Annotated in this window: 12 protein-coding genes; 7 read left to right on the forward strand and 5 right to left on the reverse strand. The window is 69.8% G+C overall.

Annotated features, from left to right (window positions below):
- Positions 1-21: 21 nt before the first annotated feature.
- The 5 genes from EXU48_RS11970 to EXU48_RS11990 all read right to left on the reverse strand — a co-directional run bounded on the left by EXU48_RS11970 (position 22) and on the right by EXU48_RS11990 (position 7,022).
- On the reverse strand, positions 22-1,686 hold the full coding sequence (locus EXU48_RS11970) for an OPT/YSL family transporter (protein ID WP_133107878.1): 1,665 nt from the start codon (positions 1,684-1,686) through the stop codon (positions 22-24).
- Positions 1,687-1,728: 42 nt separating this feature from the next.
- Positions 1,729-2,481, reverse strand: coding sequence for an IclR family transcriptional regulator (locus EXU48_RS11975; RefSeq protein ID WP_133107879.1), 753 nt, complete (start codon positions 2,479-2,481; stop codon positions 1,729-1,731).
- 147 nt (positions 2,482-2,628) lie between these two features.
- Positions 2,629-3,576 carry a DUF1177 domain-containing protein gene (locus tag EXU48_RS11980; protein WP_133107880.1) on the reverse strand — a complete coding sequence of 316 codons (948 nt, stop codon included), beginning with the start codon at positions 3,574-3,576 and terminating at the stop codon, positions 2,629-2,631.
- A gap of 286 nt (positions 3,577-3,862) precedes the next feature.
- Positions 3,863-5,461 (reverse strand): beta-N-acetylhexosaminidase, encoded by a 1,599-nt coding sequence (locus EXU48_RS11985; protein ID WP_235856983.1) that lies wholly within the window; start codon positions 5,459-5,461, stop codon positions 3,863-3,865.
- Positions 5,454-7,022 (reverse strand): alkaline phosphatase D family protein, encoded by a 1,569-nt coding sequence (locus tag EXU48_RS11990; protein ID WP_133107881.1) that lies wholly within the window; start codon positions 7,020-7,022, stop codon positions 5,454-5,456. Before EXU48_RS11990 ends, EXU48_RS11985 begins: the two co-directional genes overlap by 8 nt.
- A gap of 182 nt (positions 7,023-7,204) precedes the next feature.
- On the opposite strand from EXU48_RS11990, the gene EXU48_RS11995 reads away from it, so the two are divergent.
- The 7 genes from EXU48_RS11995 to pepE all read left to right on the forward strand — a co-directional run bounded on the left by EXU48_RS11995 (position 7,205) and on the right by pepE (position 15,517).
- On the forward strand, positions 7,205-8,245 hold the full coding sequence (locus EXU48_RS11995) for a LacI family DNA-binding transcriptional regulator (RefSeq protein WP_133107882.1): 1,041 nt from the start codon (positions 7,205-7,207) through the stop codon (positions 8,243-8,245).
- Between the two features lie 59 nt (positions 8,246-8,304).
- Positions 8,305-9,648 carry an ABC transporter substrate-binding protein gene (locus EXU48_RS12000; protein ID WP_133107883.1) on the forward strand — a complete coding sequence of 448 codons (1,344 nt, stop codon included), beginning with the start codon at positions 8,305-8,307 and terminating at the stop codon, positions 9,646-9,648.
- Positions 9,632-10,579, forward strand: a complete 948-nt coding sequence (locus EXU48_RS12005; protein ID WP_165962783.1) for a carbohydrate ABC transporter permease — start codon at positions 9,632-9,634, stop codon at positions 10,577-10,579. Before EXU48_RS12000 ends, EXU48_RS12005 begins: the two co-directional genes overlap by 17 nt.
- A gap of 1 nt (position 10,580) precedes the next feature.
- Positions 10,581-11,483 (forward strand): carbohydrate ABC transporter permease, encoded by a 903-nt coding sequence (locus EXU48_RS12010; RefSeq protein ID WP_133107885.1) that lies wholly within the window; start codon positions 10,581-10,583, stop codon positions 11,481-11,483.
- A 65-nt stretch (positions 11,484-11,548) separates the two neighbouring features.
- On the forward strand, positions 11,549-13,195 hold the full coding sequence (locus EXU48_RS12015; protein ID WP_133107886.1) for an FAD-dependent oxidoreductase: 1,647 nt from the start codon (positions 11,549-11,551) through the stop codon (positions 13,193-13,195).
- Between the two features lie 61 nt (positions 13,196-13,256).
- The gene (locus EXU48_RS12020) at positions 13,257-14,732 is read left to right on the forward strand and encodes an arylsulfatase (RefSeq protein WP_133107887.1); all 1,476 of its coding nucleotides are present in this window, start codon (positions 13,257-13,259) and stop codon (positions 14,730-14,732) included.
- Between the two features lie 41 nt (positions 14,733-14,773).
- A complete protein-coding gene (gene pepE, locus EXU48_RS12025; protein WP_207947709.1) occupies positions 14,774-15,517 on the forward strand; it encodes a dipeptidase PepE in 744 nt (247 codons plus the stop codon).
- Positions 15,518-15,530: the final 13 nt, after the last annotated feature.

Raw genomic sequence — 15,530 nt, forward strand, 5'->3', positions numbered from 1 at the left:
TTGTGGTGGGGTTCGGCGGGCTCAGCGCAGCACGCGGCCGAGGGAGGCCAGGGCGTCGCCCGCGATGAGGCCGGCACCGACGAGGGAGAGTTCGGCCTCCGCTTCGGGGCCCTTGACCTTCCGGACGACCAGCCGGATCGCGAGGGCACCGGCGACCAGGAGGCAGGCCCACGGGACGGTGAGCAGCAGGCCGGTGGCGAGCATGACGCCCATCTGCCGCTTCGGCCCACCGATCGCCTGGATGATCGCGCCGGGGATCGCCCAGATCACCAGGTTGCGCACGGCGTCCGGGTCGGTCAGCCCGGCCGTGATGGTGTCCGCGTAGACGACCGCGACCGGCGGGATGAGCCCGTCCTCGAAGTAGGAGCGCCACAGCAGCGCGACCACGACGAGCGCGACGACGAAGCCGACGATCGCCGAGTAGTACTGCTGGCGGCGCCCGTCCCGCTCGTACGCGTCGTACTGCGGGTGCCGGGAGTGCACCTTGCGCAGCACCCAGCCGGCCTTGAGGTCGTAGCCCATGTCCGCGAACGCCGGGCCGGTGGCCGCGCAGTAGCCGACCAGCACCACGAGCGGGACCTCCGGGAGCCCGACCACCAGGCCGATGACCAGGAAGATCAGGGTCACCGCGAACGCCGGGAACCAGCCGGAGTGCATCGCCGCGAGACCGACGATGATCTCGTGGACGAACGCGGCGAACGCCGCGAACATGGCCCAGCCGATGATCGCGGGGATGCTCATCTCGGTGACGAGCCCGGTGATGATGGCCAGCAGCACCGCGCCGGCGAGGAACATCACGACACCGGAGGACAGCGCCCGCCGCAGCTGGCCGGGGGAGACGGAGTCGGCGTCGGCGGGGTCCGCGGCGCCGGGATCGGGGGCGGTCGGGTCGCCGGTCCGTTCCGCACTGTCCGACTTGCCCCGCCGGTTGCTCAACAGGATCCCGGCCTGGACCAGGGCGACGATCCCGGCGCCGATCATGACGCCGTGCGGGATGAACTGACCGCTGAGGGAGAAGTCGGCCAGGCCCGGCACCAGGGTGATGAACTGGTTGACCGCGAGCCCGACGGCGAACATGAGCAGGGCGACGACGTTGCCGATCAGGGCCACGCCCGCAGCCGACCCGCTGAGGCCGACCCAGGCCAGCACCGCACCGACCACGCCGCCGCCGGCGAGTACCACGGCACGCTTGCCGCCCTTGTCGCCGGCCTTGATGGTCTCGGCGGCGGCGATCCCCGGGGGCCACGCGGCCGTGGCCGGCAGGAAGCGGGAGCCGAAGCTGCGGTAGAGCACCCAGGAGTCCACGCCGAGGCCGACGACGGCGCCGATCAGCAACGGCCAGACCAGGTCGATCCGCCCGTACGCCCAGCCGATCGCCATCGGGGTCAGCAGCGCGTTGGCCGCGCCGAAGGTCGCCGAGGAGATCGCCGTCTGGGCCAGGTTCTGCCGGTTCGTGCTGCGGAACTTCGCGAAGAAGCCGATGCCGACCCGGCCCATCACCATGGCGATCAGGGCACCCACCACGGAGGTGTTCGCGGAGATGCCGAGCGTGGTGATCAGGTGCAGCCCGATGTATGCGCCGAGGACGGACAGCGCGACCGTCAGGATGAGCGTCGCGGGCGCGAACGCGCGGGGGTGCACCAGCCGTTCGGTGGTCTCGGTGCTGGGCGGGGACTGTTCGGCCATGGAAGGCCTCCTTCATGGTGGTGCTCTGTCGGGAACGCCCGATCAGCTCCGGAGGGTCGCTCCGATGGTGCTGGCGGCGTGACTGACGGCCTCGATCAGCTCGGTGGAGCGATCTGCCATGTACTGCGGTGGGCCGAGGGTGCTCACGGAGCCGAAGATGACACCCTCGAGGAGGATCGGCGCCGAGATGGCCATCACCCGGTCGTCGAACTCACCGACCGAGACCGCGTACCCGAGTTTTCGGACCTCCTCGTGGCGGCGCTCCAGCGCCGCCACCTCCGCTTCGCTCGGGTCCGCGGCGCCGTAGGCGTCGAGGACGTCGCGGGCACCCAACGCCGGGGAGAACGCGAAGATCGCGTGTCCGGTGGCGCCGAGGTGACCCGGGTAGGTGCGGCCGAGCGCCGTGTTGTACCGGACCATGCCCGGACCGTCCACGGCAGCCACCGTGCGGTATCGGGCGCCGTCGGGCACGCACACCACCGCGCTCTCCCGGGTCGCGACGCTGAGCGCCGCCAGGTGCGGCTCGAGGCGGTGCCGCACCCCCTCGCTGTGCTCGGCGAGGTGACCGAGCACCACGAGCGACGGACCGAGGGAGTACCGACGGGTGACCGGGTCGAGCACCGTGAACCCCTGCGCGGCGAGGGTGGCCAGGACGCGCTGCGCCTGGGACTTGTCCATCCCCAGCTCGCGGGCGAGCTCGGAGACTCCCCGGGTGGGCCGCTCGTGGGTGAACGCCCGGAGCACCGCGAGGGCGCGCCCCACCGTCTGCAGGTGGCCTGCACCCGGTGCACCCATGCGACTCTCCGTTGCTCATATCGGGTCGAGCGATCCGATAGTAGCAACAGTGCCAGCCGAATGTGACGGCCGCGTTACGCCGTCGGCCGCGGTCGGCCAGCCCGGCCGGCCCGGGCGCCCGTGTGGGCCTTCCCGCTCGGCGGACCGTCAGGCGTTGCCGACACCCTGCAGGTGGGTGGCGTCCCCGTACAGGCGGGTCAGGGCGGCGAACTCCGCCTCGTCGCAGAAGCTCAGCGAACCGTCACCGAACCCCTTCGCGACCTCCAGGGCGTACCGGGCCGCGAGCGCGATGTCGACCTCGTGGCTCGCTCCGGTCGCGGACCCGGCGACGGCGGTGACCGCGGTCAGCGCGACGCCCACCACCGGCACCTGCGCGGCCACGGCCGGCTGCAGGATCGAGTTGATGTGGTAGAGCCCGTTGGCGTAGGGCGTGATGTCCTGGGTCGACAACGGGAACACCTGGGCGGGCTCGCCGCAGACGGTCTCGTACACCGAGACCAGGTCCGGGGCGACCGGCAGGATGTACCCCTGGCGCACCGTCGGCGAGATCGCGATGCCCCGGTGGTTGATGACGCGGTTGCCCTTGGTGGTGTCGATGGAGACGATCGCCTCCATCTCCGGCAGCACCTCGTTGTCGTTCATGACCCCCATGTCCACCGGCGAGTCCATGAACGGGACCGGCTCGTGCGGGCGCGTCGGCGCCCAGGCGCAGATGTGCGTGCCGATGATCACGTCGCCGCGCAGCCGGTCGCCGCGGGCGTACATCTCGACCACCTTCGCCGCGGTGGCGAGGGCCGCCGTCGCCCCGTCCCCGTCGGAGACGTAACCGATCCGCTCGGGCCGCGCCCCGATCCCACCCAGCCGGCCGATCACGCCGAGCGTGCGGGCGTCCCCGCCGCCCGCTCGGCCGGCGCTGCCCGGCACCCGCACGGTCACGAAGTCGGTGTGCCCCTTGTCCCCCTCGACCCGGGTCACGTCGATGCCGATCTGTCTCGTCGCCTCACCAGCGAGGCCGCGCAGGTGGGCGGCGACCCGTTCGCCGTCGACGCGCGGGTCGTCGAGCAGGTCGAGGATCGTCAGGACGTGCTTGAGCATCGAAAGGCTCCCGTGTTCGAGGATTGGGTTCATCCCAGAGTAAGCACCACGATCAGCCGGCAGTTTCTGGAGGGGCGCAACTTTCGGCGGCGCGAGCATGAGGTGAGGTGCGCCGTCCTCGACTGGGCGACGTACTCCAACCGTCACGACCACCGAATGATGTCGCGCCAACCTCACGTCGACGTATCCGCCCGCCCCACCCACTCACCCGGGATGTTGGGACTGGAGCTCATCGTGGCTGGGCCTTCGGCTCACGGGATGCGACCGACCTCGCCGACCCTGCCTCTCAGGCACGACGACGGCGCCCGGTCCCGCCGCGTTGCCACGGCCGCGGGCCGTCCGGCGGGCGGTAGTTGACGCCCAGCGCGTCGAGCCGCCGCAGGTGGTACGGGATCCGTTCCGGCAGGGCCACGGCGCCTCGGCGCTCGGCAGAGGACCACCCCGCCTCGGCGATCGCGGCGAGCCGCGGGAACGCCATGTACTCGACCTCGCGTGGCGTCGGCATGTACTCCGTCCAGAGCTGTCCCTGCACCCCGAGGATCCGACCGGTCAGGCCGTCCGCCTCGGGCGGCACCGGCTCCCAGGCGGCGATGTCCTCGAGCGTGATCGTCCGGCGGGGCGCGAGCGGCTCGTCTTCGTCGTCCGAGGAGGCGTAGTCGAGGTACGTCGTCCACTTGGGGCACATCACGACGTCGTGGGCGCGCTCCAGGGCGTGCAGTCCCGGTTCGACGCCACGCCAGGACATCACGACGGTGTCGCTCGGCATGCCGCCGTCCTCGAGCACCTCGTCCCAGCCCACCACGCTCCGCCCGTGAGCGGTGACGTGCCGGTGGACCTCGCGCAGGAACCAGCTCTGCAGCTCGTCCACCGATGCCAGCCCGAGCCCCGTCGCGCGCTCGGCGGCGGCCGGGCTCGCTCGCCACTGCGTGCGGGGCACCTCGTCACCCCCGATGTGGATCCACGGACTGGGGAAGAGATCGACGACGACGTCGAGCACGTCGCGGGCGAACCGCAGAGCCGCCTCGGTCGGCGCGAGGACGTGGTCCGAGATGCCCCAGGTGGTCCGCACCTCGACCGGATCACCGTTGTTGCCGAGCTCCGGGTACGCGGCGAGCACCGACTGCACATGGCCGGGGAGGTCCACCTCCGGGACGATCGTGACGCGCCGCCGTCTCGCGAACTCGACGATCTCCCGGACGTCGTCGGCCGAGTAGAAACCGCCATGGGGCGTCCCGTCGAACCCGGCGTCGTGGCCGTGGCGGCCGATCACCGTCTCAGCACGCCACGACGCCCGCTCCGCGAGCAGCGGCCACGACGGCACGTCGAGCCGCCAACCCTGGTCGTCGGTGAGGTGCAGGTGCACGACGTTCAAGCGGTGCAGCGCCGCGAGATCGATGAACCGCAGCACGAACTCGCGCGGCATGAAGTGGCGGGCCACGTCCAGGTGGACGCCGCGCCAGCCGAAGCGCGGCGCGTCCTCGACGAGGCAGCATGCGATCGACACCTCGCCGCCGACGGGTGAGCGGCGCAGCGCGTGAGGGGGCAGCAACTGCCGCAGTGCCTGGAGTCCGCGGGCGAGGCCGTCCTCGGACGCCCCCACGAGGTCGGCACGCTCGGGCGTCACAGTGATGCGGTAACCCTCGCCATCCCGCGAGACAGCGGGGTCGATGCGCAGCGCGATCGTTGCGCCGGGACTCTCGGCGCCGAGCACGGGCGCCCGGACTCCGGCCTCGCCGAGGTACTCCGCGAGCAGCCACGCGTGCTCGCGAGCCGGCCCGTCCGCGCCGAGCGTGGTGTCCGGCCCGAGCACGAGCGAGCCGGGACGCGGTTCGTGCCGGAGGGGCAGGGGCAGCAGCTGCTCCGAGGTGGTGGCGCGGTCAGACACTGACGCCACCCGGTACGCCGTCGACGACGACGTAGCTCGCCCGTGTGCTGATCGGCGCGTCGGGCGTCGAGATATAGGGCATGACGCGGAAGTCGTTCGTCAGGGTGTCCGGTGTCATCGTCACGCGCGAGTAGCCGCGCTGGAAGTTGCAGAACTTCATGTGCGGGTTCGCTGCGAGGTAGTTCTCGCCGACGGGCAGCATGTCGGCGCCGTCCCGGTTGCTGGCGATCGAGGTCCCGACGATCTCGGTGCCGACGACGGGTGAGTCCGGGTTGGAGTAGTCCGCCTTGAGGTCCATGAAGTAGTTGCTGTGCCGGTCGCCGGTGACGACGACGAGATTGTCGACGCCGCGTTCGTACGCCTCGGTCAGGACCTGCTCGCGTTCGACGTTGTAGTTGTCCCAGGCCGCCGCGAAAGTCTCGACGGCCGGGTCGGGGTTGCTGTCGAGCTGCGCCATCGGTTGCTGGTTGCCGATGATCTGCCAGCGGGCGGGCGATGACGAGAACCCCTCGACGAGCCAGTCGCGCTGGGCCCCGCCGAGCATTGTGGCGGACGGGTCGTCCCGGCCGCGTTCGGACCGGTACTGGCGCCCGTCGAGCATCGTGAAGTCGGCCAGCGCGCCGTAGCCGATGCGCCGGTGGATCCGGATGTTCGGACCGGACGGCATCTGTGTGTGGCGCAGGGGCAGGTTCTCGTACATCGCCTGGAAGGCGTCGGCCTTGCGTTGCGCGAAGACCGCCGGGTCCTGGTCAGGCTCGTCGTCCACCTCGGAGCGGCCGGCGAGCCAGTTGTTCTCGACCTCGTGGTCGTCGAACGTCACGAGCCAGGGGCACATGGCGTGCGCGGCCTGCAGATGGGGATCAGCCTTGTACAGGGCGTACTGCAGCCGGTAGCGGGGAAGATCGAAGCACTCGGTGCGCAGGTAGTCCGGCATCGGTGTTCCGTCGTGCAGGATCGGCTCGGGCACGTAGGACTTCTCGTAGATGTAGTCGCCGAGATGGACCACGAGGTCGAGGTCTTCCTCGGCCATGTGCTGGAAGCCGGTGTAGTAGCCCGCCTCGTAGCTCTGACAGGACACGATCGCGAACGAGGTCGAGCCCGGCATCTCGCCTGGCGCTGGAGCTGTGCGGGTACGGCCTACCGGTGAGACGTCGCGACCGACCATGAAGCGGTAGAAGTACTCCCGTCCAGGCTCGAGACCCGTGACCTCAGGGTGCACGGAGTGGCCGAGCTCGGGCGTCGCGAGAACGTGGCCGGCGCGGACGATCCGGCGAAAGCGTTCGTCGGTCGCAACCTGATAGCGGACCGGCACGGGCCGGGATGGCATGCCGCCGGCGCCGTCCGGCGCAAGGGGGTCGAGGGCGAGCCGCGTCCAGAGCACGACGCCGTCGGGCAGGGGGTCGCCGGACGCGACACCGAGAGTGAACGGGTACTCGCGCAGGCGCGGTGTCGCAGCTGCCTCGTCCGACCATCCGGTGCCGACGATGACGGCTGCCGCGCCGATGCCCGTGTATCCGAGGAACCCGCGGCGGCTGAGGCGTCGTGGACTGGTGCCGGACATGGCGACTCTCCTTCGTCATGCCGACCCCGTCGACCGGCCTGCGGACAACCCTTGCGAGGCCCGCGTGCGACTGTCAACAATCTAATTCAAATTAGTAAGGCGAATTCCGAGTGAACACTATTGACGCAGTTGAGACCTATGCCTAACGTGACGATCTAATTCGAATTGGAAGGAGAGCGTCGATGGCCGCCGCGCGACCCCGTCAGCTCGACATCGCGAAGTTGGCAGGCGTCTCCCAGACGACCGTCTCGCTCGCGCTCAACGGCAAGACGGCCGACTACGGCATCAACCCTGAGACCGAACAGAAGATCATGGACGCGGCCCGTGAGCTCGGCTACGTCCCGAACGTCACCGCCCGAGCCCTTCGGGGCGGTCGCAACCGACTGATCGGTGTTCATGCCTTCGAGCCGTTGTTTCCGACGGGTCGGGAGTCGTACTACGAGGAGATCCTCGTCGGGATCGAGCAGGGGGCGGTCCGAGCGGGCCACGACCTCGTGCTGTTCACGTCGATCCACCAGCACACCGGTCAGGCGAACATCTTTCACGAGGGTCGCAACCGCCTGCGGATCGCTGACGGCGCAATCATTCTTGGGTTCGAGCAGCACGACGACGAACTCGTCCGGCTCGCGGACGAGGGTTACCGGTTCGTCTTCGTGGGTCGTCGCGAGCGGGCGGCCACGCTCGGGCCGTACGTCTCCGCCGAGTACGCCGCCGCCGTCCGGGATGTCATGAGCCGCGTCCACGCTCTCGGTCACCGTGAGGTCGCCTATCTCGGACTTCGCGACCGCGCGGAGCCGCGGCTCGAGCGCCGCGAGGGGTTCCGGGCCGGCGCCGCCGAACTGGGCATGGCCGTGGTAGCGGAGACGTGGGCCGGCGCCGGCGAGGTGGAAGCGTCCTGGATCCGGCAGGTCATGGACGGCGGGGCGACGGTGTTGCTGGTCGAGAGCACGGGGGTACTGGAGGAGGTTGCGGAACGCGTCGACGAGCTCGGCGTCGACATCCCGGGCGATCTCTCCGTCGTCGGACTCGACTCGATCACCGATCCGAGCGCTGCGTCACACGACTGGACCCATCTCCTGGTGCCGCGCAGAGAGATGGGGGCCCGTGCCGTCGAGCTGCTGCTGGACGTCCTCGATGGCCGCCAGGAGCCCACCCACCACGAACGACTGAACTGCACGTTCCGGCCGGGCGGCACGCTCGGTGCACCGGCGCCGGGGGTGTGACCGGCTCCGACGCCGGCGCACCGACGATCGCTACATCACCATCACGAGAGGAAGAGCAGATGAGACGCACACGACGAGTGCCCGTGCGCACGTGGACCGGCATCGCGGCCGCGGTCGCGGCAGTGTCCCTGGTGGCAGCATGCGGCAGCGGGAACGCCGGCGACAGCGGGGAGGACAGCGATAGCGGTGACGCCTCGGGCGAGACGCTGGTCGTGTGGTTCCCGGGCAAGAGCGAGGCCGAGATGGCCCTGGTCAACGACACGATCGTGCCCGCGTTCGAGGAGGAGACGGGTGCCCAGGTCGAGGTCACGTTCGTGGACTGGCCCGACCTGTCGCCCAAGCTGAACGCGGCTTTCGCGGCCGGCACCGCGCCCGACGTCATCGGCCACGGCGTGGCGGCAACGGCGGACCTTGCCGCGAACGAACGTGTCCTCGACCTCTCCTCGTACATCGACGAGATGGACCCAGAACTGCGCGACGACATCTCGGTGGCGCTGGAGGGCGGCGAGGTGGGCGGAACGCCGTACATGGTTCCGCTCATCATGACCGCGAGGTTGCTCGTCTACTCCGGTGCGGACTTCACCGAGGCAGGCCTCGACCCGGAGGCACCCCCGGCAACCTGGGAGGAGGTCCACGAGGCGGCCGAACAGCTCACGGTGAGGGACGACGATCAGATCACGCGGTCCGGCCTCCTGCTCGGGAGCCAGCCGATCGCCAACCAGCAGTCGTTCGCCACGTTGTTGTGGTCGAACGGCGGCGACTTCCTGAACGAGGATGGCACGGAGGCGGTGATGAACTCGCCGGAGGGGGTCGAGGCCCTCCAGTACTTCGCCGATCTCTACCAGGGCGAGGACCCCGTCGACGGCATGCTCGGCGTCGAGTGGTCGGCGCTGCCCGTGGGCGAGCAGCCGGTCGTCGCGGGCACCGCGTCCATGCAGCTCGTCAGCGCGGGTGCGATCGTCGACTACCAGGCGGCGGCTCCGGATCGCGACCTGCGGCTCATGCCGCCGCCCGCGTTCGAGGGGTCCGAGCCAGGGACGTTCGGCGGGCCGGGCAACGGCCTCATGATCAACGCGGACAGCGAGGTTCCCGACCTGGCCTGGGAGTTCGTCGCCTCGATGGTCGAGCCCGAGACCAACCTTGCGTACGCCCAGGAGCTCGGCCAGCTCCCGATCCACGCCTCGGCGATCGACTCGGACTACATCACGTCGAACCCGGCGCTCGTGACGGCCGTCGAGGCGCTCCCGTACGCCCACGGGAACCCGAACGTGCCTGGCTGGGTCCAGATGCGTGACGCTATGGGCCAGCACCTCGAGCGCGCCCTGCATGGCGAGGCCGACCCCGCCGAGGCTCTGGACCAATCGGCGTCGGAAGTGGATGAGATCATTGCCGCAGGCTCTTGAGACCGCCGGGCGCCGGCCGGAGACCCCGGCCGGCGTACGGCCGACACAGCGCAAGCGCACCAGGCTCCGCAGCCCCATGGCCCGGATGGGGATGCTGTTCGTCATCCCCGCCGCGCTGTACGTCGTCGTCTTCCAGTTCATCCCGGTCGCGTACGGCCTGGTGCTCAGCTTCAGTGACTACTCGCCCCTGGACAGAGGGGGTCCGGAGTTCATCGGCTGGGACAACTACGCGTCGATCTTCACGGACGCGTCGTTCGCACGGGCGATGGGCATCACCGGGCGGTACGTGCTCCAGGTACTTCCGTTCACTGTCGCGATAGCGCTCGGCCTCGCGCTGCTGTCCAACCGGGTGTTCCGGGGCGTCGGGCTGTTCCGGACCGGCCTGTACGTGCCGCACGTCGTCTCGCTGACTGCCGTCAGCATGGTGTGGCTCTGGATCTACTCCGACAGCGGGCTCGTCAACCAGGTGCTGGACTTCCTGGGCCTCGCGCCCCAACGGTGGCTCACGACCCAGGACGCCGCCCTCAACGCGGTCTCGGCGATGCGCATCTGGAAGGCGCTCGGGAGCAACATGGTGCTCCTGCTCGCCGGCCTCCAGACGGTGCCGAAGGACTTGTACGAGGCAGCCAGGATGGACGGCGCGAACGCCTGGCAGCAGTTCCGTGCTGTCACGCTGCCCGGGCTCCGGCCGATGCTGACCTACGTCGTCGCGATGGACATCATCTTCCTCGCCCAGGGATTCCCCGAGATCTTCGTGCTCACTCAGGGCGGGCCGTACGGGAGCACGACGACCGTGAACTACCTCATCTACACCGAGGCCTTCCAGTACAACCAGATGGGCAGCGCCTCGGCGATGGCGTTCGTGCTGTTCGCGTTCATCGCGGCGTTCACGATCGTCGCGATCCGCGTCGGACAAGGAAGGCGAAGCTGAGATGGCCCTCAGATCTGCAGTACCAGCGGCATCACTGGACGCGCCGGTCCGTCGTCGCCCCCGGGACCCCGTGTGGCCCCGAGCGCTCACGCTGGCGCTGGTCACCCTGGCCGTCCTGTTCCCGTTCTGGTGGATGATCAGCCTCGCGTTCACTCCAGAGGGACAGTCGGTCAGCCTGATCCCCGCGGAGCCGACTGTCGAGAACTTCAGGATCGCCGTGCAGGCCGCCAATCTCGACACGGCGTTCGCGAACTCCACGCTCGTGACGGTCGTGGCGGTACTGACCAACTGCATCGTCCCGGTGATAGCGGGCTACGCCTTCGCGCACCTGCCCTTCCGCGGCAGCTCCATCGTCTTCTACGGCTTGCTGTCCACCGTCGCGATCCCGGGATCTGTGACGCTGATCCCGCTGTTCCTCATGGCGAAGAACTTCCCGCTCGCAGGTGGCAACGACATCTTCGGCAGCGGCGGCAGCGGCTTGCTCGACTCGGTGGGAGGACTCATGCTCCCCTACCTCGTCGGGACGATGAACATCTTCCTGTCGCGGCAGTACTTCGCGTCGATGGACCGCGGCTTCGCGGAGGCGGCGCGGATCGACGGCGCCGGCGAGCTGCGGATCTTCGCGCAGATCTATCTGCCGATGGCCAAGCCGCTGCTGGCGCTCGTGGCCGTCTTCTCCTTCACCGGAGTTTGGGACGACTTCCTCTGGCCGCTCGTCGTCTCGACGTCGGAGCGCAGCACGACCGTCCAGCTCGCGATCACGACGTTCGCGTCAAGCGGGGACGTCAAGTACGGCGCGCTCATGGCCGCCACGATCCTCGTGACGATCCCAGTGCTGGTGGTGTTCCTCGTGAACCAGCGGGGCTTCATCTCCGGTCTCGCCGAGGGCGGGATCAAGGGCTGACGCCGCGACGTCGCTCCGACCTCATTCCCACACACCACATCCGAACGGAAAGCGAGACCCTTCACGTGCCGTACGACAGCGCAGACGTCCTCATCATCGGTGGCGGATTGGGGGGTGTGGCAGCGGCCCGCGCCGCCCTCACGCTCGGGGCCTCGGTCATCCTCACCGAGGCCGAGGGCTGGCTCGGCGGTCAGCTCACCTCTCAGGCGGTCCCGCCGGACGAGAACCCGTGGATCGAGGACTTCTCCTCTGCGGGCTACCGGGAACTTCGCGACCGGGTCCGCGAGCACTACCGGCGCCACTACCCCTTGACGCCCGAGGCCCAGGCCGACGAGCGCCTCAACCCGGGCGCTGCGTTCGTCTCCGCGCTGAGCCACGAGCCGCGAGTGGCTGCGGCGGTCCTGGACGACATGCTCGCGGGGTGGCTCGCCGAGGGTCGCCTCACGGTGCTGCGGCGGCACGAGCCCGTCTCGGCCATCCGGTCGGGGGACCGGATCACCTCGGTGACCGTGCGAGATCTCGCGACGGACGAGCGGCGGGTGCTTGCGGGGTCGATCGTGCTGGACGCGACCGAGCTCGGTGATCTTCTCGAGCTGGGAGGAGTGCCGCACGTCATCGGCGCGGAGTCGCGTGCCCAGACCGGCGAACTGCACGCACCCGAGGTTGCGGACCCGATGGACCAGCAGGCCATCACGTGGTGCGCCGCTCTGGAGTACCGGCCGGGCGAGTCGCATGTCATCCCGGAGCCTGCCGGTTACACGCACTGGCGCGACACGGTGGATCCGCGCTGGCCGGGATCGCAGCTGTCGTGGAACGACGTCCACCCGATCACGCTGGAGGAGCGGTACCGGCCGCTCTTCGCGAGCACGCCGGAGGCCGCGGTCCACGAGGCAGACCGCGACCTCTGGCACTACCGCCGCATCGTGGCCCGTCGGCACCTCGAGCCGGACTATCCCGGTGGCGAGATCACACTCGTCAACTGGCCGCAGATCGACTACTGGGAGCTGCCGCTCCTGGGCGTGCCTCCGCAGACGCGCCAGCAGGCCGAGCTCGCGGCGCGCGACCTCACGCTGTCGTTCGTGCACTGGGTTCAGACGGCGGCGCCTCGGTCGGACGGCGGGCACGGCTACCCGGAGCTGCGGCTCACGGGCAACGTCCTGGGCACTGACGACGGGCTCGCACGAGCGGCGTACATCCGCGAGTCGCGGCGCATCAAGGCGTTGTTCACCGTGACCGAGGCGCACATCGGCTGTGAGATGCGCGGCGCCGGGGAGGGGGCCGAGGTGTTCGCCGACACCGTCGGGATCGGGCACTACCGAATCGACCTGCACCCCTCGACGTCGGGTCGGACGTACGTCGACATCGCCTCGTTCCCGTTCCAGATCCCGCTCGGTGCCCTCATCCCGGTCGGGACCGCGAACCTGCTCGCTGCGAACAAGAACATCGGGACGACGCACATCACGAACGGGGCGTACCGCCTCCATCCGGTGGAGTGGTCGATCGGGGAGGCCGCGGGCGCGCTGGCCGCGCGGTGTCTCGCCACCGGTTCGGCGCCGGCGACAGTCCTGGCCCGCGAGGACGAACTACGCGCGTTCCAAGGTTTGCTCGTGGGTCAGCTCGGTGTGCCGCTCGCCTGGCCGGACGAGATCCGGCGGGCAGGGCAGCCCGACGCCGTCCCGGCACCCGTCCGAACCGCGGGATCCGCGTCGTGAGCAACGGCGAGGACGCCGCGTCGCCGACCATCGACGAACGAGCGCAGGAGGATCGCGACCGATGAGACCGGACGCTCGCCCGAACGTGCTGCTGATCATGGCTGACCAGTGGCGTGGCGACTGCCTCTCCGTCGCGGGGCATCCCACGGTGAGCACGCCGTTCCTCGACCGACTCGCGGGGCAGGGCACGCGCTACACGAAGGCGTACTCCGCGACGCCGACGTGCACCCCGGCGCGGGCATCGCTGATGACGGGGCTGCGTCCGATCACGCACGGCCGTGTCGGGTACGAGGACCACGTGCCGTGGGACTACCCGACGACGCTGGCCGGCGAGTTCACGCGGAACGGCTACCAGACGCAGGCCGTCGGCAAGATGCACGTGTTCCCGGAGCGCGCGCAGCTGGGATTCCAGAACGTCATCCTGCACTCACCCCTGGGTATCCTCCGGTCTGCGCGCCGGCGCGGACTGGACCCAGATCTCGTCGACGACTACCTGCCCTGGCTCAGGCTGCGGCTCGGTCGGGATGCGACCTTCTTCGACCACGGGATCGACTCCAACTCATGGGTGGCCCGGCCGTGGGACAAGCCCGAGCACCTCCACCCCACGAACTTCGTCGCCAGCGAGTCGGCCGACTTCCTGCGGCGGCGAGACTCCACGAAGCCGTTCTTCCTGTTCGCCTCGTTCAACGCCCCGCATCCACCGTACGACCCTCCGGCGTGGGCCTTCGAGCAGTACATCGACGCGGAGATGCCCGATCCGCCGGTCGGGGACTGGACGGCCGGGCTCGCCGAGTGGGCGAAGCCCTGGGATCCGACGGCGTTCGTCGGCGAGGTCTCGGACAAGACGCTCCGGCGAGCGCGAGCCGGGTATTACGGGCACATGAGCCACGTGGATTCTCAGATCAACTTCCTGCTCGAGGAGTTGGCGCATCGCGGCCTGCGGGAGAACACGGTGATCTGTTTCCTCTCCGACCACGGCGAGATGCTCGGCGACCACCACCTGTTCCGCAAGGGATTCCCGTACGAAGGGTCGGCGCGGATCCCGCTGATCCTTCATGGTCCGGGCGTCCCCGCCGGCGAAGTGCGCGACGACGTCGTCGAGCTGGGTGACGTCATGCCCACACTGCTGGAGGCCGCGGGTCTCGGCGTCCCGGAGACTGTCGAGGGGCGCAGCTTCCTGCCGTCGACCCTCGACGCCGCCGATCCGCGGCCGTGGCTCCACGGCGAGCACACGCTCCTGGGACAGTCCTTCCAGTGGCTCACCGACGGCCACGAGAAGTACGTCTGGTGGAGCGGGACGGGCCACGAGCAGTTTTTCGACCTCGACGCCGACCCGACCGAGTCGCACGACCTCGTCTCCTCGCCCGGTACGGAGGCACGCGTCGGGCGATGGCGCGACGTGCTCGTCGGAGTGCTCCGAGGCCGCGAGGAGGGTTTTGTCTCCGAGGGTCACTTGGTGGCCGGCCGACCTGTCCGACCGACTCTCCGCCGTCGGACCGTGCCGCGCCGGGGCGACGAGGACCCCTTGCCGGCCTGATAGCTGACCCTCACCAGCAGCGCACCTCCCGCGATGGCACGATGGAACCCGCGATGATCGCCGTCGCGAACCTCACTCGAGAGGCCACGATGGAACTCCTGCTGCTGTCCAACTCCACGGCCCCTGGCCGGGCCTACCTGGAGCACGCCCGGGAAGCGATCGCCGAGACGTTCGCGGGCGTCGAGCGGGTCGGGTTCGTCCCGTTCGCGCTCGCCGACCATGACGCGTACACGGCGCAGGCGCGCCGCGGGCTCGCCTTCCTCGACGTCGAGGTGGTCGGACTGCACGAGCGCGTCCGCAGCCCGCTCGACGGGTTGGACGCCGTGTTCGTGGGCGGCGGCAACTCGTTCCGCCTGCTGGACCAGCTGCAACGGCGCGGTCTCCTCGGGGCGATCAGGGACGCCGTCGCACGCGGCCTGCGGTACCTCGGCTCGAGCGCGGGCACGAACGTGGCGACGCCGAGCATCCGGACCACGAACGACATGCCGATCGTGGAGCCGGTCTCGTTCGAAGGGATCGGCCTGGTGCCGTTCCAGATCAACCCGCACTACCTCGACCCGGACCCGGGCTCGACGCACCAGGGCGAGACCCGCGACGAGCGCCTCCAGCAGTACCTCGAGGAGAACACCGTCCCGGTCCTCGCGATGCGCGAGGGCACCTGGTTGCGGCGCAGCGCCGACCGGCTGACGCTCGGTGGCGAGGCCACCGGCGCCCGACTGTACCGGCCGGGACTCCCGACGGCGGAGGTCACCACGGGCGCGGACCTCACCCACCTGCTGGGCTGAGTCGGGTTGCTCA

Origin of the sequence: Occultella glacieicola (assembly GCF_004353825.1) — a bacterium.
GTDB lineage: Bacteria > Actinomycetota > Actinomycetes > Actinomycetales > Beutenbergiaceae > Occultella > Occultella glacieicola.